Annotated in this window: 23 protein-coding genes and 1 riboswitch; of the genes, 19 read left to right on the forward strand and 4 right to left on the reverse strand. The window is 66.3% G+C overall.

Annotated elements, in window-relative coordinates; genetic code table 11:
- Positions 1–51: 51 nt before the first annotated feature.
- Together VSR72_RS29325 and thpR are read left to right on the forward strand one after the other, a co-directional pair.
- Positions 52–1,518 (forward strand): glutamate synthase subunit beta, encoded by a 1,467-nt coding sequence (locus tag VSR72_RS29325; protein WP_342955785.1) that lies wholly within the window; start codon positions 52–54, stop codon positions 1,516–1,518.
- 156 nt (positions 1,519–1,674) lie between these two features.
- On the forward strand, positions 1,675–2,244 hold the full coding sequence (gene thpR / locus VSR72_RS29330; RefSeq protein WP_342955786.1) for an RNA 2',3'-cyclic phosphodiesterase: 570 nt from the start codon (positions 1,675–1,677) through the stop codon (positions 2,242–2,244).
- 33 nt (positions 2,245–2,277) lie between these two features.
- On the opposite strand, the gene VSR72_RS29335 is transcribed toward thpR, so the two are convergent.
- The 4 genes from VSR72_RS29335 to VSR72_RS29350 all read right to left on the reverse strand — a co-directional run bounded on the left by VSR72_RS29335 (position 2,278) and on the right by VSR72_RS29350 (position 7,768).
- Complete coding sequence (locus tag VSR72_RS29335; protein ID WP_342955787.1) at positions 2,278–3,642, reverse strand: D-amino acid dehydrogenase; 1,365 nt, start codon at positions 3,640–3,642, stop codon at positions 2,278–2,280.
- Positions 3,643–3,691: 49 nt separating this feature from the next.
- A complete protein-coding gene (locus tag VSR72_RS29340; RefSeq protein ID WP_342955788.1) occupies positions 3,692–4,987 on the reverse strand; it encodes an MFS transporter in 1,296 nt (431 codons plus the stop codon).
- Positions 4,988–5,246: 259 nt separating this feature from the next.
- Complete coding sequence (locus tag VSR72_RS29345) at positions 5,247–6,014, reverse strand: SDR family oxidoreductase (protein WP_342955789.1); 768 nt, start codon at positions 6,012–6,014, stop codon at positions 5,247–5,249.
- Positions 6,011–7,768 (reverse strand): ABC transporter ATP-binding protein/permease, encoded by a 1,758-nt coding sequence (locus VSR72_RS29350; protein WP_342955790.1) that lies wholly within the window; start codon positions 7,766–7,768, stop codon positions 6,011–6,013. The genes VSR72_RS29345 and VSR72_RS29350 overlap by 4 nt, the downstream gene beginning before the upstream one ends.
- Before the next feature lie 299 nt (positions 7,769–8,067).
- A riboswitch (TPP riboswitch) is annotated at positions 8,068–8,181 on the forward strand.
- 256 nt (positions 8,182–8,437) lie between these two features.
- On the opposite strand from VSR72_RS29350, the gene VSR72_RS29355 reads away from it, so the two are divergent.
- From VSR72_RS29355 to hisC, 17 genes are all read left to right on the forward strand, one after another.
- Positions 8,438–9,586 (forward strand): FAD-dependent oxidoreductase, encoded by a 1,149-nt coding sequence (locus tag VSR72_RS29355; RefSeq protein WP_342955791.1) that lies wholly within the window; start codon positions 8,438–8,440, stop codon positions 9,584–9,586.
- A 42-nt stretch (positions 9,587–9,628) separates the two neighbouring features.
- Positions 9,629–9,826, forward strand: a complete 198-nt coding sequence (thiS, locus tag VSR72_RS29360) for a sulfur carrier protein ThiS (RefSeq protein ID WP_028206558.1) — start codon at positions 9,629–9,631, stop codon at positions 9,824–9,826.
- 79 nt (positions 9,827–9,905) lie between these two features.
- A complete protein-coding gene (locus tag VSR72_RS29365) occupies positions 9,906–10,721 on the forward strand; it encodes a thiazole synthase (protein WP_342955792.1) in 816 nt (271 codons plus the stop codon).
- Complete coding sequence (thiE, locus tag VSR72_RS29370; RefSeq protein WP_342955793.1) at positions 10,718–11,830, forward strand: thiamine phosphate synthase; 1,113 nt, start codon at positions 10,718–10,720, stop codon at positions 11,828–11,830. Before VSR72_RS29365 ends, thiE begins: the two co-directional genes overlap by 4 nt.
- Before the next feature lie 167 nt (positions 11,831–11,997).
- Entirely contained in the window at positions 11,998–12,819 is an 822-nt protein-coding gene (locus VSR72_RS29375; protein WP_342955794.1) for an ABC transporter ATP-binding protein, read from the forward strand.
- Complete coding sequence (gene mlaE, locus VSR72_RS29380) at positions 12,816–13,592, forward strand: lipid asymmetry maintenance ABC transporter permease subunit MlaE (protein WP_342955795.1); 777 nt, start codon at positions 12,816–12,818, stop codon at positions 13,590–13,592. The genes VSR72_RS29375 and mlaE overlap by 4 nt, the downstream gene beginning before the upstream one ends.
- Before the next feature lie 86 nt (positions 13,593–13,678).
- Positions 13,679–14,269 carry an outer membrane lipid asymmetry maintenance protein MlaD gene (gene mlaD / locus VSR72_RS29385; RefSeq protein WP_342955796.1) on the forward strand — a complete coding sequence of 197 codons (591 nt, stop codon included), beginning with the start codon at positions 13,679–13,681 and terminating at the stop codon, positions 14,267–14,269.
- Between the two features lie 14 nt (positions 14,270–14,283).
- A complete protein-coding gene (locus tag VSR72_RS29390) occupies positions 14,284–15,327 on the forward strand; it encodes a VacJ family lipoprotein (protein WP_342955797.1) in 1,044 nt (347 codons plus the stop codon).
- Between the two features lie 191 nt (positions 15,328–15,518).
- The gene (locus VSR72_RS29395) at positions 15,519–16,151 is read left to right on the forward strand and encodes an ABC transporter substrate-binding protein (RefSeq protein WP_342955798.1); all 633 of its coding nucleotides are present in this window, start codon (positions 15,519–15,521) and stop codon (positions 16,149–16,151) included.
- A complete protein-coding gene (locus VSR72_RS29400; RefSeq protein WP_342955799.1) occupies positions 16,148–16,420 on the forward strand; it encodes an STAS domain-containing protein in 273 nt (90 codons plus the stop codon). The genes VSR72_RS29395 and VSR72_RS29400 overlap by 4 nt, the downstream gene beginning before the upstream one ends.
- Positions 16,421–16,698: 278 nt before the next feature.
- Positions 16,699–17,625, forward strand: a complete 927-nt coding sequence (locus tag VSR72_RS29405) for an ABC transporter ATP-binding protein (protein WP_342955800.1) — start codon at positions 16,699–16,701, stop codon at positions 17,623–17,625.
- Positions 17,622–18,377 carry an ABC transporter permease gene (locus tag VSR72_RS29410; protein WP_342955801.1) on the forward strand — a complete coding sequence of 252 codons (756 nt, stop codon included), beginning with the start codon at positions 17,622–17,624 and terminating at the stop codon, positions 18,375–18,377. The genes VSR72_RS29405 and VSR72_RS29410 overlap by 4 nt, the downstream gene beginning before the upstream one ends.
- Before the next feature lie 27 nt (positions 18,378–18,404).
- Positions 18,405–18,644 (forward strand): BolA family protein, encoded by a 240-nt coding sequence (locus VSR72_RS29415; protein WP_028206568.1) that lies wholly within the window; start codon positions 18,405–18,407, stop codon positions 18,642–18,644.
- A gap of 108 nt (positions 18,645–18,752) precedes the next feature.
- Complete coding sequence (gene murA / locus VSR72_RS29420) at positions 18,753–20,015, forward strand: UDP-N-acetylglucosamine 1-carboxyvinyltransferase (RefSeq protein WP_342955802.1); 1,263 nt, start codon at positions 18,753–18,755, stop codon at positions 20,013–20,015.
- Positions 20,012–20,710 (forward strand): ATP phosphoribosyltransferase, encoded by a 699-nt coding sequence (gene hisG, locus VSR72_RS29425; protein WP_342955803.1) that lies wholly within the window; start codon positions 20,012–20,014, stop codon positions 20,708–20,710. Before murA ends, hisG begins: the two co-directional genes overlap by 4 nt.
- Before the next feature lie 97 nt (positions 20,711–20,807).
- On the forward strand, positions 20,808–22,127 hold the full coding sequence (gene hisD, locus VSR72_RS29430) for a histidinol dehydrogenase (RefSeq protein WP_342955804.1): 1,320 nt from the start codon (positions 20,808–20,810) through the stop codon (positions 22,125–22,127).
- 181 nt (positions 22,128–22,308) lie between these two features.
- Positions 22,309–23,385 (forward strand): histidinol-phosphate transaminase, encoded by a 1,077-nt coding sequence (gene hisC / locus VSR72_RS29435; protein ID WP_342955805.1) that lies wholly within the window; start codon positions 22,309–22,311, stop codon positions 23,383–23,385.
- Positions 23,386–23,424: the final 39 nt, after the last annotated feature.

A 23,424-nucleotide genomic window follows, 5' to 3' on the forward strand; every position in this document is an offset into this window, starting at 1 on the left:
GGCGGCGGGCGCGGTCCCCTCACCGAATAGATAGAGATAGACGAGAACCCTATGGGTAAGGCAACCGGTTTTCTCGAGTTCGAGCGCCAGCATGAGGCGTACGAAGCACCGCTCACGCGTGTGAAGCACTACAAGGAATTCGTGGCGGCGCTCTCCGACGCCGACGCGAAGGTCCAGGGCGCACGCTGCATGGACTGCGGCATCCCGTTCTGCAACAACGGCTGCCCGGTCAACAACATCATTCCGGACTTCAACGACCTCGTGTTCCGCCAGGACTGGAAGAGCGCGATCGACGTCCTGCATTCCACGAACAACTTCCCCGAGTTCACGGGCCGCATCTGCCCGGCGCCCTGCGAAGCGGCGTGTACGCTCGGCATCAACGACGATCCCGTCGGCATCAAGTCGATCGAGCACGCGATCATCGACAAGGCCTGGACCGAAGGCTGGGTCGCGCCGCAAGTCGCGAAGCACAAGACGGGCAAGAAGGTTGCCGTGGTCGGTTCGGGCCCTGCAGGCCTCGCCGCCGCGCAGCAACTTGCGCGTGCCGGTCATGACGTGACCGTGTTCGAGAAGAACGACCGCGTCGGCGGCCTGCTGCGCTACGGCATCCCCGACTTCAAGCTGGAGAAGTGGCTGATCGACCGCCGCATGCGCCAGATGGAAGCCGAAGGCGTGACGTTCCGCACCAACGTGTTCATCGGCAAGGGCGAACTGCCTGCGTACATCGGCAACACGGCGAAGGAAACGATCTCGCCGGACGAACTGAAGGACCAGTTCGACGCCGTGGTGATCGCTGGTGGCTCGGAAACGCCGCGTGATCTGCCGGTGCCGGGCCGCGAGCTCGAAGGCATCTACTACGCCATGGACTTCCTGCCGCAGCAGAACAAGGTCAACGCCGGCGACAAGCTGCCGAACCAGTTGCTCGCCAAGGGCAAGCACGTGGTCGTGATCGGCGGCGGCGATACGGGTTCCGACTGCGTGGGTACTTCGAACCGCCACGGCGCGAAGAGCGTGACGCAGTTCGAACTGCTGCCGCAGCCGCCGGAGGAAGAGAACAAGCCGCTCGTGTGGCCGTACTGGCCGATCAAGCTGCGCACGTCGTCGTCGCACGACGAGGGCTGCTCGCGCGACTGGTCGGTCGCCACGAAGCGTCTGGAAGGCAAGAACGGCAAGATCGAGAAGCTGATTGCCGCGCGTGTGGAGTGGAAGGACGGCAAGATGGTCGAAGTGCCGGGCTCGGAATTCGAAATGAAGGCCGATCTCGTGCTCCTCGCCATGGGCTTCACGCAGCCGGTTTCGCCGGTGCTCGAAGCATTCGGCGTGGAAAAGGATGCGCGCGGCAACGTGCGTGCCTCGACCGAAGGCGAGAAGGCGTACTACACGTCGGTCGACAAGGTCTTCACGGCAGGCGACATGCGCCGCGGCCAGTCGCTCGTGGTGTGGGCGATCCGTGAGGGCCGTCAATGCGCACGTTCCGTCGATGCGTATTTGATGGGCAGCTCGGAGCTGCCGCGCTAAATCCGGTGCGTCCCTCGATTCGTAGGGGCGCACGGGAGACGGCAGGAGACGCAACGACAGAAGCCGGGCACCCGCGAGGGTGACCCGGCTTTTTTACGTCCACGCCCGAGAGGGTTACCATGACGCGATTGCCCGACCGAACGAGGCCCGCCGATCATGTCCGAAGCCCGCGAGACCGATCGCACCGATGGCGATGTACAGCAATGGCGGCGCTGCTTCATCGCGCTTGCGCCCACTGCGGCGTCGCGCGACGCGCTCGCCGCGCTAGACGTGCCGCCCAACGCGCGGCGCGTGCCCTACGCGCAACTGCATCTGACGGTGACCTTCATCGGCGCGATGTCGTTCGACCAGGGCGACATGCTCAAACGGCTTCTCGCGGAGCACGCGCCGCTCATCCCGCCCGCGCCGGTCACACATATCGAAAGCTGGCCGGGACGCGCGCATCCGCGCCTCATGGTGGCCGTGCTCGCGATGTCGGATGCGTTCACGGCGCTCGACTGGCGCGTGCGCTCGCTGATGGGAGACGTGGGATTGCCGCTCGACGCGCGAGAGTTCCGCCCGCACGTGACGCTCGCACGCTTCGCGCGCGACGCCGTGGGCGCGCCCGCGGCAAGCGGCGGTGAAGCGCTGCCGCCGTTGAGCTTCGAGTCGCTGGTGCTGTATTCGAGCACGCTCGCGAAGCAGGGCGCGCGCTACGAGGCGTTGGCGAGCGTCGCGCTCGGTTGAGTCGTCGAGACGCGTTGCAGTCGCAGCCGCTGCTTAGTGCCGATATCGCGCCAGCGTCAAACCATCGAGATCGATTTCCGGCGTACGCTGCGTGACGAGGTCCGCGAGCACGCGGCCCGAGCCCATCGACATCGCCCAGCCCGTCGAGCCGTGCCCGACGTTCAGCCACAGCCCGTCCACGCCCGATGTGCCCAGCAGCGGCGCGCCGTCCGGCACCATCGGCCGGCGACCTACCCAGAATTGCGCAGACGAAGGCGTCGCCGCATGCGGGAACCAGTCGTCGAGCACCTTCATGAGCGTATGCAGTGCCTGCTCGCGCAGCGTCGCGCGGTGGTCGCCCAGTTCCGCGGTGCCCGCCACACGCAGATACGGGCCAAAGCGCGTGATCGCCGTCTTGAGCGACTCGTCCATGAGCGCGGCACGCGGAGCTTTCTGATCGTCCACCACGGGCAGCGTGGCCGAATAGCCCTTCACCGGATACAGCGGCACGCGCACGCCTAGCGGCGCGACCAACGCCGCGCTCTCCACGCCTAGCGCGACCACCACGGCGTCGGCGGCGAGCGTGTGCGGCGTGTCGTCGGTGGGCTCGCTGCGCTCGGCGGGGCGCAGCACCTCGGCCGGCGCGCGGCGCTGCTCACGCCGGTCCTTGCGGTTGTTCGCTTTGCGGCGGCCGGGCACCGCGCGCACACGCACGCCGTTCACCTTGCCGCCGGCGGCTTCGAGCGCGAGCACTTCGGTATCGAACATGAACGTCACGCCGCGTGCTTCGCATACGGAGCGCAGTTCGCGCGTGAAGCGTGCGCAGTCGCCGGCCTCGTCTTCGGGCAGATAGACGCCCGCGACCGGTTTCACGCGGGACCAGGCCAGCCCCGGCTCGACCTGCGCACACGCGGCGGAATCGAGCTCGCGATAGACGATGCCCGCATCGCGCAGCACGCCGAGCGCCGGTTGCGCGAGTTCGAGGTCGTACTCGCTGCGAAAGAGTTGCAGATAGCCCTGGCTGCGCCCGTACTCGAACGCGTGCGTGGCGCGAAACGCGTGCAGGCACTCGCGGCTGTAATAGGCGATGCGCTGCATGCGCTGCTTGTTCACGCGAAAGCGCGCGAGATCGCATTCGCGCAGCCAGCGCGCGATCCAGCGCCACTGCGCGGCGTCGAGCGTGGGCCGGAAGATGAGCGGCGAAGTGGGCTTGAGCAGATATTTGATGAGCTTCGCGGGCATGCCGGGCGCGGCCCACGGCGTGACATAGCCGGGCGCGATGACACCGGCGTTGCCGAAGCTCGTGCCGAGCGCGACGCCCGGTTCCCGTTCGACGACCGTGACGTCGCAGCCTCGTTCGCTCAGATAGTACGCAGTAGCGACGCCGATCACACCGGCGCCGAGGACGATCGTTTTCATGCCGGTCGCACAACAGGGAGGGACGGTCGGTATTGCAGCATGTTCGTGCTCATCGTGCAGTGGACTCCGCAGACGGGCGCTCGCCCGCAGCAACAGGCGTTTCTTCGGTCAGCACTTTGCCCTTCGTCTCCGGCAGGCAGAGCGCGGCGACGATCACGAGCAGATAGCCCGCGCCGGCCACCATGCCGATCGACTTCACGAGCGAAGTGGTTTGCGCGAAAGTGCCCACGAGAATGGGGAAGAACGAGCCGAGACCGCGTCCTAAGTTGTAGCAGAAGCCTTGGCCCGAGCCGCGGATCGCGTTCGGGTAGAGCTCCGAAAGATACGCGCCCACGCCCGCGAAAATGCCTTGCACGACGATGCCGAGCGGAAAGCCGAGCAGGAGCATGGCGGTGTCGGTGATGGGCAGCATCGTGTAGGCCATGCCGAGCGCGAACGAGCCGATGGCGAACAGAATGAACGAGGCGCGCCGGCCGATCTTGTCGCAGAGGATCGCGCCGACGATGTAGCCCGTGAACGAGCCGACGATCAGCACGATCAGATAACCGCTCGTGTTGAACACCGAAAGGTGGCGCACCGTTTTCAGGTAGGTGGGCAGCCAGGTGGTGATCGCATAGTAGCCGCCGAGCATGCCGGTGCACAGCGCGCTGCCGAGCAGGGTGGTGGCCAGATGTGCGGGCGCGAAGATCTGCATGAAGTGGCTTTGCATCGCGCCGCTTTCGCGTGCGCGGCGCGTGGCGACGAACACGTCAGGGTCGCTCACGTTGCGGCGCACATAGAGAATCCAGAGCGCAGGCACGATGCCGATCCAGAAGCACGCGCGCCAGGCGTATTCCTCGGGGAGCAGCGCGAAGAAAGCCCAGTACAGGATGGCCGCCGCGCCCCAGCCGAACGACCAGCTGCTCTGCACCGTGCCCACGGCCTTGGCGCGATGCTGCGGCGAGCGGATCGTCTCGGCCATCATCATTGTGACGACCGTCCATTCGCCGCCAAAGCCGATGCCCTGCAGCGTGCGCGTGGCGAGCAGTTGCCAGAACGAATGCGTGAAACCGGAGAGGCAGGTGAAAACCGCGAAGGTGGCGATGGTCCACTGGAGCACGCGCACGCGGCCGTAGCGGTCGGCGAGGATGCCAGCGAGCCAGCCGCCGACTGCCGACGAGATCAGCGAACTGGTCGCGATCATGCCGGCCTCGCTCTTGGTCATGCCCCAGGTCGCGATGAGCGTCGGGATCAGGAACGAGTAGATCATGAAGTCGAACGCGTCGACGGCGTAGCCGCCGAACCCCGCGTAGAGCGTGCGCCGCTCGCGCGCGTTCAACTCGGTGAACCAGTGAAAGTAGCCCATCGCGTGTCTTCCCCCATATTTGTTGTGCGCGCAACGAACCGGGTGAGCGGCGTGTGCGGCGCTTGCGACCCGGCTGGCGCAAACGCCCTGGGTGGCGTGTGCGCTCGACGCTGACGGGTTGCGCGGTGCAACGCCGCCCGTCTCCGGTGTGCTGGATGCGTATTTTACGGTGCGAAACCGTGCTGAGGCGAGGGGCAATTTGGGGCGCGCGCTATCGTTGTATTCCGATGTTTAGTTCGATAGCAAGCGAACGATGGCGCTAGAGCGTGAGTCCGCCATCGACGTGGATCACCTGGCCGGTGATGTGGCGCGCGGCGTCCGAAAGCAGGAAGGCGATGAGTTCGGCGACATCGGCGGGATCGGCCACGTGGCCGAGCGGCGTTTCCTGCGCCGCGCGCTCCCACACCGGCGCGTTTTCAGGCGTCGGGCCCTGGTCCTTGCGCGTGTAGCCGGGCGCGACGCAGTTCACGGTCACGCCGTGCGGCGCGAGTTCCGCGGCGGCGGTCTTCGCCAGCGATTCGAGCGCGGCTTTCGCGGCAGCAGTGGCGGCGAACGGCGCACCGGCGCGGTAGCGGTGCGCGACGAACGAACTCAGCGCGACCACGCGTGCGCGCGCCGAGCGTTCCAGCGCGGGACGCGCGCGCTGCACGAGCGCCGCGAACGCGGCGGGCATGGCCGCGAATGCGCTTTCGAGCGACGCGGCGTCGAGCGCGGCGAGTGTTTGGCGCTGCGCATGCCCGGCGTTGGCGACGATCTGGTCGAGCGCGCCGAAGTGCGCGAGTGTGGCCTCCACGAGCGCCTGCGCATTGCCCGGCTCGGCGAGATCACCGCAAGCCGTGGCGCAGGCCGCGCCGCGCTGTTCGCACTCGGCGGCAACGGCGGCGAGCCGGGCACGCGACGCTTCATCGGCGCCGCGCGCATGCAGCATCAGCGCCACATGAGGCGCTGCGATACGGCGCGCGAGCGCCGCGCCGATACCCGAGCCCGCGCCCGTGATCAGCACGACACGCGCGGCGCTCGCGTTCACGCGGCAACCCGTTCTTCAGGCATGCGCTCGATTTCGAGCGTTTCGTGGTGGTACGCCGCAAGCGACTCGCGATGCGCGACGCTCACGATCGCCGACTTGGGCAGGCGCTCCACGAACAGCTTGTAGAGACGGCTTTCGTTGTCGGGGTCGAGCGCGCTCGTCGCTTCGTCGAGGAACAGATAGTCGGGCTTGTGCAGCAGCACGCGCGCGCCGGCCAGGCGTTGCTGCTCGCCCGGCGAGAGCACGCGCGACCAGTGCGCCGATTCGGCCAGACGATCCATGTACTCTTCGAGGCGGCAGGCGCGCAGCGCTTCGCGGCAGTCTTCGTCGCTATAGTCGTCGGCGGGCGAGGGGTAGGTGAGCGCCGCCTTGAGCGTGCCAATCGGCAGATAGCTTTGCTGCGGGATGAACATCATGCGCGCATCCACGGGCGCGTCGATCGAGCCTTCGCCGAACGGCCAGAGGCCCGCGAGCGCGCGGATCAGCGTGCTCTTGCCGGCGCCCGAGGGGCCGCGCACGAGCCAGCGCGAACCCGGCTTGATGGCGATGTCGCGCACTTCGGAAAGCGGCATGCCGTTGGGCAGCGCGAGCTTGAGGTGTTCGGTGGCGAGTTCGTTGCTGTCGATGAAGTGCAGGTTGATGCCGCCGTGCTCGGTGGCGGGCGAGACCGACTCCTTCAGGCGCGGCGAGTGCACCACACGCACGAATTCGCGCAGACGATTCACGGTAGCGCGCCATTCGACCAGCGTGGAGTAACTGTTGATGAACCACGAGAACGAGTCGCTCACGGTGCCGAACGCCTGCGAGATCTGCATCAGCACGCCGAACGTGAAGGCGCCAGCGAAGTAGCGCGGCGCGGCCACGACGAGCGGGAAGATGATGGCGATCTGGCCGTAGAAGCTCAGCACGAAGGTGAGGCGCTTCGTGTACTTCATCACGCGCCACCAGTTCTCGCGGATGTGCTGGAAGAGGCCCTGCGCGTTGCCGCGCTCGGTGTCCATGCCGTCGTAGAGCGCGATCTGCTCGGCGTTTTCGCGCAGGCGAATGAGGCCGAAGCGGAAGTCAGCTTCCACCTTTTGTTGCTGGTAGTTGATCGACACGAGCGGGTGGCCGACCTTCTGGATCACGATCGAGCCGAACACGGCGTAGAGCGCGGCGGCCCAGACCATGTAGCCCGGAATTGCGAGCGGATGGCCACCCAGCGTGACCGTGAGCGCGCCCGCGAGCGTCCACAGGATCGTGATGAACGAGACGAGCGTGACGACCGTGGAAAGCAGGTCGAGCGTGAGCGAGAGCGTGGTCGTGGCGAACGACTGGAGGTCGTCGCTGATCCGCTGGTCGGGGTTGTCGGCGAGGCGGTCGCGCTCGATGCGGTAGAACGCGCCCTTGCCGAGCCACTCGCTCAGAAAGCGCGTGGTGAGCCACTGGCGCCAGCGAAAGCCGAGCATCTGGCGCAGATACCGACCGTACACCGCGAGGATGATGAAGCCGAACGCCAGTTCCGTGAAGGTCATCAGGAGTGGCGGGAAGCGCTTGACGTCCTTGGCCTGCAACGCGTTGTAGAACTCCGCGCTCCAGCCGTTCAGGCGCACGTTGATCCACACGACGAGCAGGTTCATCACGATGATCGCGACGAGCAGCCCCCAGGCGATCCAGCGTTCCTCGGAGACCCAGTAGGGCTTGATCAGGCTCCACGCGGTGATCTTCTGATGCTCGTTCTGATCGGGCGTGGCGCGGGCAGGTTGGTTGGTCATGTGCGTCCTGAAGATGTGGCGGCCCGCTGGGGGGCATGCGCTGCGCGCCGCATGGCGGCAGCGGTGCAACGATTTTTGCAGCGATTCTGTCGTCGGGCGCTTAAGTGAGTCTTAACGGGCCAAAAGCGGCGCCAGGCGCGGAGACAAAAGCGCACGCCGGCGCCGCCGTAGCGTGGCGCCCATTGTCTCACCGCGCGGGCTTGCGAGGCGAAAGAGGCGGGCTCAGGGCATTGTGCCAGAGCGGAAGTCCCGCTCTGCCGAGGTTTGCGGGCCGCGCGCCTTTTGTGGTCTAATCGACCTTGACGAAACAGGGGTGCTTCACCGGTATGCGGGGCATGCCGTACTGAGGCTGAGAGAGACCCTTCGCACCCGATCCGGGTAATACCGGCGCGGGAAGTTTCCAGAAAGTCTTGCCGGAGCGCCCAGCATTTGCAGGGCGCCAGGATTCCCGCCGGGCTGCGCTTTGGGCGCATGGGTTCGTACACATTCCGCGAATTTCGCGATTTTTGTATTGGGCCGTTTGCGCCGCATAGCCTCCACGGTCGGCCTTGCCAGCCGGTTTCGTCCTTGGGTACGTCTGCTGCTGCCGTACGGAAAGGATACGATGACCGCCTATTCTCTTTGTTCCCCGATTCTTATCGCGTTCGCCTCGCGTGACGGAGCGCCGTCATGACTCGCGCGCGCAACCCTGACGTGGGCAGCGTGCCCGACTTCGCCGTGCTCGGCGGCGGCTTGAGCGGCCGGCTCGTCGCATGGCGTCTCGCCGGCGAGGGCCATCGCGTCGCGCTTTACGAGCGTGGCGGCCCCGAAGGCGGCGAGGCCGCGGCCTGGGTCGCGGCGGCCATGCTCGCGCCGCTCGCGGAAGCCGCTGTCGCCGAACTGCTGATCACCGAGCTTGGCGTCGCGTCGCTCGAGACCTGGCCGCGCATCCTGGCCGAGTTGCCGGAGCCTGTGTTCTTCCAGCGCAACGGCACGCTCGTGGTCTGGCATACCGCCGATCGCACCGAAGCCCCGCTCTTCGAGCGCCGCGTGCGCGCCAACGCGCCGCGTTCGCTCGCCGATGCGAACTTCGTCGCGCTCGCGGGTGCGCAGCTCGACGCGGCCGAACCAGCGCTCGCCGGGCGCTTCGCGCGCGGCTGGCTGCTCGAGGGCGAGGGCCAGCTCGACAATCGCCAGGCGTTGGCCGCGCTGGCGGCGGGGCTCGCCGAGCGCGGAGTGGAAACCCACTGGCACACCACGGTCGACGAGGCCAATCCGCCGCCCGCGCGTGTGACGATCGACTGCCGCGGACTGGGCGCCAAACCCGCGCTGCCAGGCCTGCGCGGCATTCGTGGCGAAGTCGCGCGCGTGCACGCGCCGGGCATCACGCTCACGCGTCCGGTGCGGCTCCTGCATCCGCGTTATCCGCTCTATATCGCGCCCAAGGAGAACGACGTCTTTGTGATCGGCGCGACCGAGATCGAAGGCGAGGACCGTTCGCCCGTGAGCGTGCGCTCGGCGCTCGAATTGCTGAGCGCGGCGTTTGCGGTGCATCCGGCGTTCGGCGAGGCGCGCATTCTCGAGTTGAACACGCAGTGCCGCCCGACGCTGCCCGACCATCGCCCGGCGCTCATTTGGGACGGCAAGACCACGCTGCGTGTGAACGGCCTCTACCGGCACGGCTTCATGATCGCGCCGGAAGTCGCCGACGAAGCCGCGCGCTTCGCACAAGCGCTGCTCGACTCCCGTGTGAACGACGCCGACTCCTTCGAGTCGCTGCGCCGCGCGTCGCGATGGGGCGAGATGCTGCATGCGCAGGGTGCGCACGTGCCGGCCTGAAGCTCTACCAGAAACAATCCGCAGTCTGAGAACGTATTTGCCATGGACATTCATATCAACCAGAAGCCGATCACGCTGCCCGAGGGCGCGACTGTCGCCGATGCGCTCGCCGCATTTGGCGCGCGTCCGCCGTTCGCCGTCGCGCTGAACGGCGATTTCGTGGCGCGCACCCAGCATGGCGCGCGCTCGCTCCAGGCGGGCGACCGCCTCGACGTCGTGAGCCCCGTGGCTGGCGGCTGAGCCTCGCTCGCCCAAAGCCAACGGTTGCGCGTCGCTTTCAAGGCGAGCGCTTTCACGACTCCGCCAAGGATTCCAACCCATGACCACCACTTCCACCGCCGACGCGCTCACGCTCTACGGCGAAACCTTCACGAGCCGCGTGCTGCTCGGCACGTCGCGCTATCCGTCGCTGCAGTCGCTTGCCGACTCGATGGCCGCCGCGCGCCCCGGCATGATCACTGTCGCGCTGCGCCGCCAGATGAACGAAGGCACCGCCGAAGCGGGCTTCTTCGACTTGCTCAAGCGCCACGGCGTACCGCTCCTGCCGAACACGGCCGGCTGCCTCACCGTCAACGAGGCGGTGACGACGGCGCACATGGCGCGCGAAGTCTTCGAAACCGACTGGATCAAGCTCGAACTGATCGGCGACGACTACACGCTGCAACCTGACCCGGTCGGCCTGATCGAAGCCGCTGCGCGGCTCATCAAGGACGGCTTCAAGGTGCTGCCGTACTGCACCGAGGACCTCGTGATCGGCCGGCGTCTGCTCGATGCGGGCTGCGAGGCGCTGATGCCGTGGGGCGCGCCGATTGGCACCGGCAAGGGCGTGATCAATCCATACGGGTTGCGCGTGCTGCGCGAGCGCTTGCCCGATGTGCCGCTCATCGTCGATGCGGGTCTCGGCGTGCCCTCGCATGCTTGCCAGGTGATGGAGTGGGGCTTCGACGGCGTGCTGCTCAACACGGCCGTTTCGCAGGCCACGCACCCCGATGCGATGGCGCGTGCGTTCGCGCTGGGCGTCGAGGCGGGGCGCGCCGCCTATCTCGCCGGGCCGATGGCCGAGCGCGAAGCGGCGGTCGCGAGCACGCCCGTGGTCGGCATGCCCTTCTGGCACCAGGACGGAGACAAACGATGACTGAAACGCTGCGACTGCAGGACCGCGAACTGTTCTGGCCGCCCGCCGACGAACTCACCGAAACGGCCGAGCGCATCCGTGCGCGCCTGGGCGACTGGCAGCCCACGCATGCGCCGTGGCGCATCTGTCTCACGCCGCCTGACGCGCCCAACGGCGGCGATCTGATCGTCGTGACCGACGCGGCGCCGCATCTGGCCAACATCGCGCGCTGGATGACGGGTGGCGCGGGCGTGATCGAAGCCGCGGGCGAAAACCCGAAGGCGGCGCGCGCCACGCTGCATCTGGGCGGCGAGCGTTACGCGCTCGAAGGCGAGTTGTCGGAGGACTGGATTCCCGCGCTGGCTGCGTTCCTCGACTGCGGCTTCGATCCGCACGACGCGCTCGTGCTCGCGCTCGCCTGGCGCGACGGCGACGAGCAGCAGGCCGACGCCTGGCCAGTCGACATCGAGCGTTTCCCGCGCGTGCTGGGCTTGCCCGCCGCGCCCGCGCAGCCGTTCGCGCCGTGCCCCGCAAAGCTTGGCCTGTATCCGGTGCTGCCCACGGCCGACTGGGTCGAGCGCGTGCTCGACTACGGCGTCAAGACGGCGCAGTTGCGCAGCAAGCAACCGAAATCGCCGGCGCTCACTCACGAAATCGAACGCTGCGTCGCGGCGGGCCGCAAGCACGACGCGCAGCTTTTCATCAACGACCATTGGCAGGAGGCCGTCGCGGCCGGCGCCTATGGCGTGCACCTCGGCCAGGAAGATCTGCGCGAAGCGGATCTCGGCGCGATCGCGGCGGCGGGCGTGCGTCTCGGCCTCTCGACGCACGGCTACTTCGAGATGCTGACGGCGCTCCATTTCCGCCCGAGCTACCTCGCGTGCGGTGCAGTCTTCGCCACCACGACCAAGGCGATGCCTACGGCGCCCCAGGGCCTCGCGCGTCTCGCCCGCTACGTGAAGCTGCTGGACGGCGTCGTGCCGATGGTGGCGATCGGCGGCATCGACGGCAACGTACTACCCGAGGTGCTCGCCACGGGCGCGGGCAGCGCGGCGGTGGTGCGCGCCGTGACCGAGGCCGCCGACCCGGCTGCCGCGGTTGCTGCACTGCGCAACGCGTTTACGCAATAATGGTCCGCCCTGGCCAGGGCCGCGCCGCGTGCGCGACCCCGGCCAGGAGGGGCTGCAACCCGCGCTAGCAGGTGTTGCGGCTTACATCAATGGGCCAGGGTGCGTCACGGCAGGTTTTCCACGATGGCCCTATAATCCCGCCTTCGTGTAAATGGACTGTCTGCCACGTGCCCTCAACCTCTGAGACCCTGCTGGAGCTGCGCGACGTCGACTTCGGATACGGCGACCGGCTCGTCCTGTCCGGCCTGAACATGCGCTTCCCGCGCGGTCAGGTAGTGGCAGTCATGGGCGGTTCCGGTGGCGGAAAAACGACAGTGCTGCGCCTGATTGGCGGCCTCGTTCGCGCCCAGCGCGGCCAGGTGCTGTTCGGCGGGCAGGACGTCGGCGCCCAATCGCGCGAAGGGCTCTACGCCCTGCGCCGCAAGATGGGCATGCTGTTCCAGTTCGGCGCGCTCTTCACCGACATGTCGGTGTTCGAGAACGTCGCCTTCGCCCTGCGCGAGCACACCGATCTGCCTGAAGAGCTGATCCGGGACCTCGTGCTCATGAAGCTCAACGCCGTCGGCCTGCGTGGCGCACGCGACCTTGCGCCTTCGGAAATTTCGGGCGGCATGGCGCGCCGCGTGGCGCTCGCCCGCGCGATCGCGCTCGACCCCGAGCTCATGATGTACGACGAGCCGTTCGCGGGTCTCGACCCGATTTCGCTCGGCATAACGGCGAACCTCATCCGCACGCTCAACGACGCGCTCGGCGCGACCTCGATCCTCGTCACGCACGACGTGCCCGAGTCGTTCGCGATCGCCGACTACGTGTATTTCATGGCGAACGGCCGCGTGCAGGCGCAGGGCACGCCCGACGAACTGCGCGCCTCGACCGACCCGATCGTGCGCCAGTTCATCGACGGCGCGCCGGACGGCCCGTTCCGGTTTCATTACCCGTCGAACCAGCCGCTCGAAGCGGACTTCGGCATTGGCGGAGGCCGCTCATGATCGGCGCCATCAGCTCGGTCGGGCGCACCGTGCTCGAAACGATCGCGCGCGCGGGGCATGCCACGCGCTTTTTCGTGCGCCTCGTCCTCGAATTCTTCCCGTTGCTGCGCCGGCCGCGCCTTGTCACGAAGCAGATCCACTTCGTCGGTAATTATTCGCTGTTGATCATTGCCGTGTCGGGCCTGTTCGTGGGCTTCGTGCTCGGCCTGCAGGGCTACTACACGCTCAACCGCTACGGCTCCGAGCAGGCGCTCGGGCTGCTGGTCGCGCTCTCGCTCGTGCGCGAGCTCGGGCCCGTCGTCACCGCGCTCCTGTTCGCGGGCCGCGCGGGCACCTCGCTCACGGCCGAGATCGGCCTCATGAAAGCGGGCGAGCAGCTCACGGCCATGGAGATGATGGCCGTGGACCCTGTGCGCGTGGTGGTCGCGCCGCGCATGTGGGCGGGCGTGATCGCCATGCCGGTTCTCGCGGCCATCTTCAGCGCGGTCGGCATTCTGGGCGGCTACGTGGTGGGCGTGCTGCTGATCGGCGTGGATGCCGGCGCGTTCTGGTCGCAAATGCAGGGCGGCGTGGACGTCTGGACAGACGTGGGCAACGGCGTGATGAAGAGCATCGTGTTCGGCTTCGCCGTGACGTTCACCGCGCTCTATCAGGGCTACGAGGCGAAGCCCACGCCCGAGGGCGTGTCGCGCGCGACCACGAAGACGGTCGTGTACGCGTCGCTCGCGGTGCTCGGCCTCGACTTCCTGCTCACCGCGCTGATGTTTAGCTAAACGGTTCAGCTAAAGACGCCGGGCAGCGACCCGGCGGCGCGGCGCGCGCATGAGCGACGCCGCAACGGATTCTCATTGGGATGACGATGAAAAAGAATGCTCTCGACTTCTGGGTCGGCCTGTTTGTGGTGCTGGGCTTTATTGCGCTGCTGTTCCTTGCGCTGAAGGCCGGCAACATGAGTTCGCTGTCGTTTCAGTCCACTTACCCGGTGAAGCTCAAGTTCGACAATATCGGCGGCCTCAAGCCGCGCGCGCCGGTGAAGAGCGCGGGCGTGACCGTGGGCCGCGTGGCCTCGATCGGCTTCGACTCCAACACCTACCAAGCGCTGGTGACGATCAACCTTGACCAGCAGTACCAGTTTCCGAAAGACACGTCGGCGAAGATCCTGACGTCCGGCCTGCTCGGCGAGCAGTACATCGGCCTCGAGCCGGGCGGCGATTCGGAAATGCTCAAGGCTGGGGACACCATCTCGATGACGCAGTCGGCGATCGTGCTCGAAAACCTGATCGGCCAGTTCCTCTATAGCAAGGCGGCCGATTCGGGCGCCGCGAAGCAGCCGTCCAGCGGCGCGAGCGCGGATGCAGCGCCGGCGCCCGCTGCGGCACCCGCGCCCGCACCGGCTCAGGCCCCTGCGCCGGCGGCTTCGGCAGCACCGGCGGCTTCGGCGGCCCAATAAGAAGGAGAAAAAGAATGACGACCATACGCATGCGCGCCATTACGCTCGGCGTCGCAGCGCTTGCACTCGGGGGCTGTTCGACGGTGCAGACGCCGTCCAAAGACGATCCGTGGGAAGGCTTCAACCGCACCGTGTACACGTTCAACGACACGGTTGACACGTATGCGCTCAAGCCGGTGGCGCAGGGCTACGTGAAGGTGACGCCGCAACCCGTGCGCGACAGCGTGACGAACTTCTTCGCGAATATCGGCGACGTGTACAACGCCGCGAACAACTTCCTGCAACTGAAGATCGCCGACGGCGTTTCGGACATCATGCGGATCGTGATCAACACGGTCTTCGGCGTCGGCGGTCTCTTCGACGTCGCAACGCTCGCGAAGCTGCCCAAGCACAACCAGGACTTCGGCCTCACGCTCGGTCACTATGGCGTGCCGCCCGGCCCGTACCTCGTGCTGCCGCTGTTCGGTCCGAGCACGGTGCGCGACGGCGTGGGCCTCGTGCCTAACTACTTCATCAATCCGCTCACCTATGTGGATCCGGCCGCGCTCTCGTGGGGCCTTTACGGCCTGAACGTGGTGAGCACGCGCGCCAACCTGCTGGGCGCGAGCGACCTGCTCGAAGGCGCGGCGATCGACAAGTACTCGTTCATCCGCAACGCCTATTTGCAGCGCCGTCGCTATCTGCTTTCGGATGGACACGCGTCGTCTGACAGCAATCTGCCGGATTACGGCGATAGCGCGCCGCTGCCGAAGTACGACGACACCGACGAGGGCGCGGCGCCTGGCGCGGCCGCCGGTGCAGCGGTCCCCGCTTCGGGTGCGGCTGCTGGTACGACTGCCGGTGCGGCGATCCCCGCCTCGGGCACTGCGCGTGCGGCCACGCCGAACGCAGCCAGCATGGCGCCTGCGTATCCCAACGGCGAAACGGCCGCTCCGGCCACGCTGCAAGGCCCGGCTGGCGCCGCGGCGCCGGTGGGCGCGTCGGAAACCACGGTGCCGGGCGACCAGATGATCCCGCCGGCGCGCATCGGCTTCCCGAGCATGCTGCGTCTGCGCTGAGCGCCGCGCTCCGGTATGGCGCAACGCGTCGCCGGAGCGATCCTGTGGCAACGGCGTCCGACATAAACGTCTGACGTAACAAGCAGAAACGCTTGTCGCACTTTGCTGGCAGTTTTTGACATAGCGAGATAGATCTCGCGTGATATCGTTGGCTCCAACGGGGCGATGTCCCCCAACTTGCAGGACTCGATATGAAGAAATTCTTTCTGTACCCGTTTTTCGCCATGTTTCTTTCGTTTGCCGGCAGTGCGTTCGCCCAGACGGTAGACACCAGCAATCCTGACGCGATGGTCCAGACGGTCACGCAGCAGGTCATGAGCCAGATCAAGGGTGACAAGACCATCCAGTCCGGCGACATCAGCAAGATCACGCAGCTCGTCAACGAAAAGATCCTGCCGTACACCGACTTCCGCCGCACCACGCAGCTCGCGATGGGCCGCAACTGGCGCACGGCTACGCCGGAGCAGCAGCAACAGGTCATCGAGCAGTTCAAGACGTTGCTCATCCGCACGTACTCGGGCGCGCTCGCCCAGGTGCGCGACCAGCAGATCCAGTACAAGCCGTTCCGCGCGAACCCGGACGACACCGACGTCGTGGTCCGTTCGACGGTCATGAACGGCGGCCAGCCGATCGAGCTCGACTATCGCCTCTACAAGACGCCGGAAGGCTGGCGCGTGTATGACATCAACGTGCTTGGCGCGTGGCTCATCCAGGCGTACCAGCAGCAGTTCCAGGAAAAGATCCAGCAAGGCGGCGTGGACGGCCTGATCCAGTTCCTCACGCAGCGTAACCAGCAACTCGCATCGGGCAAGGCGACCTCGTGAGCGAGCGCTTCGCCACCGGCGCAAACCTGACCCACGAGAGCGCGAAGGCCGCGCTTTCGGCCGGGTTCGCGCAGATCTCGGCGGGCGCAACCGCCGTGGACTGTGCGGCGCTCACCCAGTTCGATTCGTCGGCGCTCGCCGTCCTGATCGCCTGGCAGCGTGCCGCGCGTGAGCGTGGCGCCTCCCTCGCCGTAATCAATTTGCCCCCCGCGCTCGCCGCTCTCGCGCGCGCCTACGGTGTCGATTCGCTCCTCAACGAGCGACATTGACCCGCGTCGCCTGGCCGAACCATTGCGTTCGAGCGGCACTACGCCGCGCAGCCGGGCCGACGCCGTTCCCCCTCCAAGGCCAGGCCGCGCTTTCCGACTTGGCCTATAATCAACCGTTTTTTGGGCGCTGCCTCAGCGCAAAAAGCATCGCTTGGTATGAAAAAAGCGTGCACTGAGACAGCAAAGACGGCGTAGTAAGCCGTCCCCAATTCCGGTCTTCCCCGCAGCATTGATGCACTCTTGAGCCGCGCCGTTCGCAAACGGGCGGCGTATTAGTCATGCCAGCCATAGAAATCCGCAACGTCAAGAAGCGCTACAAGTCGCTTCAGGCGCTCAAGGGCGTCAGCTTCACGGTCGAAGACGGCGAGTTCTTCGGGCTGCTCGGCCCGAACGGCGCGGGCAAGACGACGCTCATCAGCATTCTTGCCGGCCTCGCGCGCGCGGACGAGGGTTCGATCGCCGTGCGTGGCCACGACGTCGTCTCCGACTTCCGCAATGCGCGCCGCAGCCTCGGCGTCGTGCCGCAGGAACTGGTGTTCGATCCGTTCTTCACCGTGCGCGAGACACTGCGCATCCAGTCCGGCTACTTCGGTCTGCGCAATAACGACGCGTGGATCGACGAAGTCATGGCCAATCTCGATCTCACCGAGAAAGCCGACGTCAACATGCGCGCGCTGTCCGGCGGCATGAAGCGCCGCGTGCTCGTCGCGCAAGCGCTCGTGCACCGTCCGCCGGTGATCGTGCTCGACGAGCCCACTGCCGGCGTGGACGTGGAACTGCGCCAGACGCTCTGGAAGTTCATCGCGCGCCTGAACCGCGAAGGGCACACCATCGTGCTCACCACGCACTATCTCGAAGAAGCGGAGCAGCTGTGCGACCGCATCGCCATGCTGCGGCGCGGCGAGATGGTCGCGCTCGAGCGCACAAGCACGCTGCTGCAGCGCTTTGCGGGCACGCAGTTGTTCCTGCGTTTCTCCGAAGGCGTGCTGCCGAGCGAGTTGCGTGCACTCGAAGTCGATCCGTCCAACGCCAACGCGCACCAGCATCTGCTGCGCCTCGCGAGTTACGACGACGTGGAGCGCATTCTGGCAAAGTGCCGCGCGAACGGCTGCAAGCTCGAAGAAGTGGAAGTGCGCAAGGCCGATCTGGAGGATGTCTTCGTGCAGGTGATGAACGGTCCTGAAGTGGTCGAGGGTCTCGCATGAGCGGTTTTCGTACGCTGTTCTACAAGGAAGTGCTGCGTTTCTGGAAGGTCGCTTTCCAGACCGTGCTCGCGCCCGTCATTACCGCGCTGCTCTATCTCACGATCTTCGGCCACGCGCTGCGCGGCCACGTGGAGGTGTACCCCGGCGTGGAGTACACGAGCTTCCTGATTCCCGGCCTCGTGATGATGAGCGTGCTGCAGAACGCCTTCGCGAACAGCTCGTCTTCATTGATCCAGTCGAAGATCACGGGCAATCTCGTATTCGTTCTATTGCCGCCGCTCGCCGCATGGGAGATGTTTGGAGCCTACGTGCTCGCCTCGATCGTGCGCGGCCTCGCCGTTGGCGCGGGCGTGTTCGTCGTGACGATCTGGTTCATTCCGATGAGCTTCGCCGCGCCGTTCTACATCCTCGCTTTCGCGGTGCTCGGCTCGGCGATCCTCGGCACGCTCGGCCTGATCGCCGGGATCTGGGCGGAGAAGTTCGACCAGCTCGCGGCGTTTCAGAACTTTCTCATCATGCCGCTCACGTTTCTTTCGGGCGTGTTTTATTCGACGCATTCGCTGCCGCCGGTGTGGCGCGAGGTGTCGCGGCTTAATCCGTTCTTCTACATGATCGATGGCTTCCGCTATGGGTTCTTCGGCCTGTCCGATATCAACCCGCTTGTGAGCCTTTCGATCGTTTTCGTGTTTTTCGTGGCGCTTGCCACGCTCGCCATGCGTCTGCTCGCGAGCGGGTACAAGCTGCGCCACTAAGTGAAATATCAGGCAGGAGCCATACTCATGTTGCCGACTCCGGAACAGATCAAGCAGTACATCTCGGCAGGTCTCGCGTGCGAGCACCTCGAAGTCGAAGGCGATGGCCAGCACTTCTTCGCGACGATCGTCTCTTCAGCATTCGACGGCAAGCGCTTGATCCAGCGCCATCAGCTCGTCTACGCGGCGCTCGGCGACCGCATGCGCGAGGAAATCCACGCGCTCAGCATGAAGACGCTCACGCCCGCCGAATGGCAGAACGCATAATCTGGAATCTCAGTGCGAATTACCCAGGACAAAGACGCCGCCGCGAGCGGCGCAGCTCAACATCAAGCGACCCCGCAAGCCGGCCGCACCGATCAGGAAACCTCAGGCATGGATAAACTCGTCATCGTCGGCGGGCAGAAGCTCGCAGGGGAAGTGGTTGTTTCCGGTGCAAAGAACGCTGCATTGCCGATTCTCTGCGCGGGCCTTCTGAGCGCCGAACCCGTTCATCTCGACAATGTGCCCGACCTCCAGGACGTGCGCACCACGCTCAAGCTGCTCGGCCAGATGGGCGTGCGTACCGAGCAGGACGGCCACCGTGTGCAGCTCGACGCTTCGAAGGTGAACAACCTCGTCGCGCCGTACGAGCTCGTGAAGACCATGCGCGCCTCGATCCTCGTGCTCGGGCCGCTCGTCGCGCGCTTTGGCGAGGCGAAGGTGTCGCTGCCGGGCGGCTGCGCGATCGGCGCGCGCCCCGTGGACCAGCACATCAAGGGCCTGCAGGCGATGGGCGCCGAGATCAACATCGAGCACGGCTTCATCGAGGCGCGTGCGAAGCGCCTGAAGGGTGCGCGCATCGTCACCGACATGATCACGGTCACCGGCACGGAGAACCTGCTGATGGCCGCCGTCCTCGCCGATGGCGAGACGGTGATCGAGAACGCCGCGCGCGAGCCCGAAGTGGGCGACCTCGCGCACCTGCTCGTGGCGATGGGCGCGAAGATCGAAGGTATCGGCACGGACCGCCTCGTCATTCAAGGCGTGGACAAGCTCCACGGCGCGCACCACACCGTCATTCCCGACCGTATCGAAGCGGGCACGTTCCTGTGCGCGGTCGCGGCCGCGGGCGGCGACGTCACGCTGCGCCACGTGCGTCCGCACATCCTCGACGCCGTCACCGACAAGCTGCGCGAAGCCGGCGTGACGATTGAAGAGGGCGACGACTGGATGCGCGTGCGCATGAACGAGCGCGCGCGCGCCGTGAACTTGCGCACCTCCGAATACCCGGCGTTCCCGACCGACATGCAGGCGCAGTTCATGGCGCTCAACACGATCGCCGACGGCACCTCGCAAGTGGTCGAAAACATCTTCGAAAACCGCTTCATGCACGTGCAGGAACTGAACCGCCTGGGCGCGCACATCACGATCGACGGCAAGACGGCGCTCGTCGCCGGTGTCGAGAAGCTCTCGGGCGCGAAGGTGATGGCAACCGACCTGCGAGCATCGGCGAGCCTCGTGATCGCAGGCCTGTGCGCCGATGGCGAAACGCTGATCGACCGCATCTATCACCTCGACCGCGGCTATGACCGCATGGAAGAGAAGCTCACGAAGATCGGCGCGAACGTGAAGCGGATCAAGGGGAGCGCGGCATGAGCACGGTCGAGTCCAAGCCCACGCCGGCGGCCGCGGTTAGCGCGCCGCTCACGCTCGCGCTCTCGAAGGGCCGCATCTTCGAAGAGACGATGCCGCTCCTCGCCGCGGCCGGCGTGCATGTGACCGAAGACCCGGAAACCTCGCGCAAGCTCATCCTGCCGACCACCGACCCGAACCTGCGCGTGATCGTCGTGCGCGCGACCGACGTGCCGACCTACGTGGAGTACGGCGCGGCCGACTTCGGCGTGGCGGGCAAGGACGTGCTCAACGAGCACGGTGGCGGCGGCCTGTATCAGCCGATCGATCTCGACATCGCGCGCTGCCGTCTTTCGGTGGCCGTGAAGGGCGGCTTCGATTATGCGAATGCGGTGCGCCAGGGCGCGCGCCTGCGCGTGGCCACGAAGTACACGGAAGCCGCGCGTCAGCACTTCGCGGCCAAGGGCGTGCACGTCGACCTGATCAAGCTGTACGGCTCGATGGAACTCGCGCCGCTCGTCGGTCTCGCCGATGCGATCGTCGACCTCGTCAGCACGGGCGGCACACTGCGCGCGAACAATCTGGTCGAGGTCGAAGAGATCATGGAGATTTCGTCGCGCCTCGTCGTAAATCAGGCGGCGCTCAAGCTCAAGCGCGCCGCGCTGCGGCCAATCATCGACGCGTTCGAACGCGCCTCACGCGGCACGCAGGCGAGTTGACAGAGTAGTAGCAAAGGGCAGGCGCAATGACGCGCCGCCTCGCGCGCAGTGCATCTCAAAAGGCACGGCGCGCACAACGTAACGGATGGATACCAGCATGGCTATCACGATGCGCAAACTCGATTCCAGCGCCGAAGGCTTCAAGAAGGCGCTGCACGCGGTGCTCGCCTTCGAGGCGAGCGAGGACGAGGCCATCGAGCGCTCCGTCGCACAGATTCTCGCCGACGTGAAGGCGCGCGGCGACGCCGCCGTGCTCGACTACACGAACCGCTTCGACCGCCTCTCCGCCACGAGCGTCGCGGCGCTCGAATTGCCGTTCAGCGAACTCGAAGCGGCGCTGGAGAGCCTCGAGCCCAAGCAGCGCGCGGCGCTCGAAGCGGCGGCGGCGCGTGTGCGCGGCTACCACGAGAAGCAGCGCATCGAATGCGGCTCGCATAGCTGGCAATACACCGAATCCGACGGCACGGTCCTCGGCCAGAAGGTCACGCCGCTCGACCGCGTGGGCCTTTATGTGCCCGGCGGCAAGGCCGCGTATCCGTCGTCCGTGCTGATGAACGCCATTCCCGCGCGGGTGGCGGGCGTGCGCGAAATCATCATGGTCGTGCCCACGCCCGACGGCGTGAAGAACCCGCTCGTGCTGGCGGCGGCGCTGCTCGGCGGTGTCGATCGCGTGTTCACGATCGGCGGCGCGCAGGCCGTGGCCGCGCTCGCGTACGGCACGAACACCATTCCGCCCGTCGACAAGATCTGCGGGCCGGGCAACGCCTATGTCGCTTCGGCCAAGCGCCGCGTGTTCGGCACGGTCGGCATCGACATGATCGCGGGTCCCTCCGAAATCCTCGTGATCTGCGACGGTACGACCGACCCGCGCTGGGTCGCCATGGACCTGTTCTCGCAGGCCGAGCACGACGAACTCGCGCAGTCGATCTTGCTGTGCCCGGACGCAGGGTTCATCAAGCGCGTGGAAGACGCCATCGCCGAGCTGCTGCCCGCCATGCCGCGCGCCGAAGTCATCGCCACGTCGCTCACCAACCGCGGCGCGCTCGTGAAGGTGCGCGACATGGCGGAAGCCTGCGCCATCGCCAACGAGATCGCGCCGGAGCACCTCGAAATCTCGGCGCTGGAGCCGCAGAAGTGGGGCGCCGAAATCCGCCACGCGGGCGCGATCTTCCTTGGCCGCTATACGAGCGAGAGCCTTGGCGACTACTGCGCGGGGCCGAATCACGTGCTGCCTACGTCTCGTACCGCACGTTTCTCCTCGCCGCTTGGCGTCTATGATTTCATCAAGCGTTCGAGCCTCATCGAGGTGAGTGCGGAAGGCGCGCAAACGCTCGGTGAGATCGCGGCCGAACTGGCCTATGGCGAAGGTTTGCAAGCGCACGCGCGCAGCGCCGAATTCCGCATGAAGCAGGTGTAAAGCACGCCTGGCAACTTGCAGAAACTGTTTGAATGAGCCGCCGCGCAGCATGGAGACGTCGCGCGACGGTGAGCCCCGCAGATTGACCCACACGCAGCAGAGACCACGACGATAACCAGGGCAGCCGGCTCGCCGAGCTGTCCGTGCCGGCGGCCCAGCTTTTCGCGAGCCGCCTTTCGACATGACGACACCACAAGACATCATCCGTCGCGACGTGCTCGCGATGACGAGTTACCCCGTGCCCGACGCTTCCGGTTTCGTGAAGCTCGACGCCATGGAGAACCCGTTTGCACTGCCCGCCGACCTTGCCGCGCTTCTGGGCGAACGGCTAGCTGCGGTCGCACTCAACCGTTATCCCGCGCCGCGCCCCGAGGCGCTGATCGCGAAGCTCAAGCAGACGATGCGCGTGCCGGCCGACTGCGACGTGCTACTCGGCAACGGCTCTGACGAGATCATCAGCATGATCACGATGGCGTGCGCGAAGCCGGGCGCGAAAGTGCTCGCGCCGGTGCCGGGCTTCGTCATGTATGCGATGTCGGCGAAATTCGCGCAGCTTGAGTTCGTCGGCGTGCCGCTCAAGACCGACTTCACGCTCGACCTCGAGGCGACGCTCGCAGCCATCGCGGAACACACGCCGGCCGTCATCTGGCTGGCGTACCCGAACAACCCCACGGGCACGCTGTTCGACGACGCCGACATCGAGCGCGTGATCGCGGCGGCTGCGCAGGCGAAGTCCCTCGTGGTGATCGACGAGGCCTACCAGCCGTTCGCGATGCAAAGCTGGATGCCGCGCGCAGGCGAGTTCGACAACGTGGTCGTGATGCGCACGATGTCGAAGCTCGGACTCGCGGGCATACGCCTCGGCTACCTGGCCGGCCGGCCGTCGTGGCTCAACGAATTCGACAAGGTGCGTCCGCCGTATAACGTGAATGTGCTCACGCAGGCGGCGGCGGATCTGCTGCTCGACCATGTCGACGTGCTCGACGCCCAGGCCGCGCAACTGCGCGCCGAGCGTGCGGCGCTGGCGGCCGAAGTGGCGAAGCTGCCAGGCGCAGAAGTGTTCGAAAGCGCGGGCAATTTCCTGCTCGTGCGCGTGCCCGACGCGGCAGCGGTTTTTGACACGCTGCTGTCTGCCCGGATCCTGATCAAAAACGTGGGTAAAATGCACCCATTGCTTGCGAACTGTGTGCGCCTGACCGTTGGCACCCCCGACGAAAACGCGCAATTGCTCGCTGCCCTGAAGCTCGTGCTCCGTTAAGCCGATGCTTCGTTCTCCCACTCTCCTGTTACGGGCTGT

Source organism: Paraburkholderia sp. JHI869 (assembly GCF_038900775.1).
GTDB lineage: Bacteria > Pseudomonadota > Gammaproteobacteria > Burkholderiales > Burkholderiaceae > Paraburkholderia.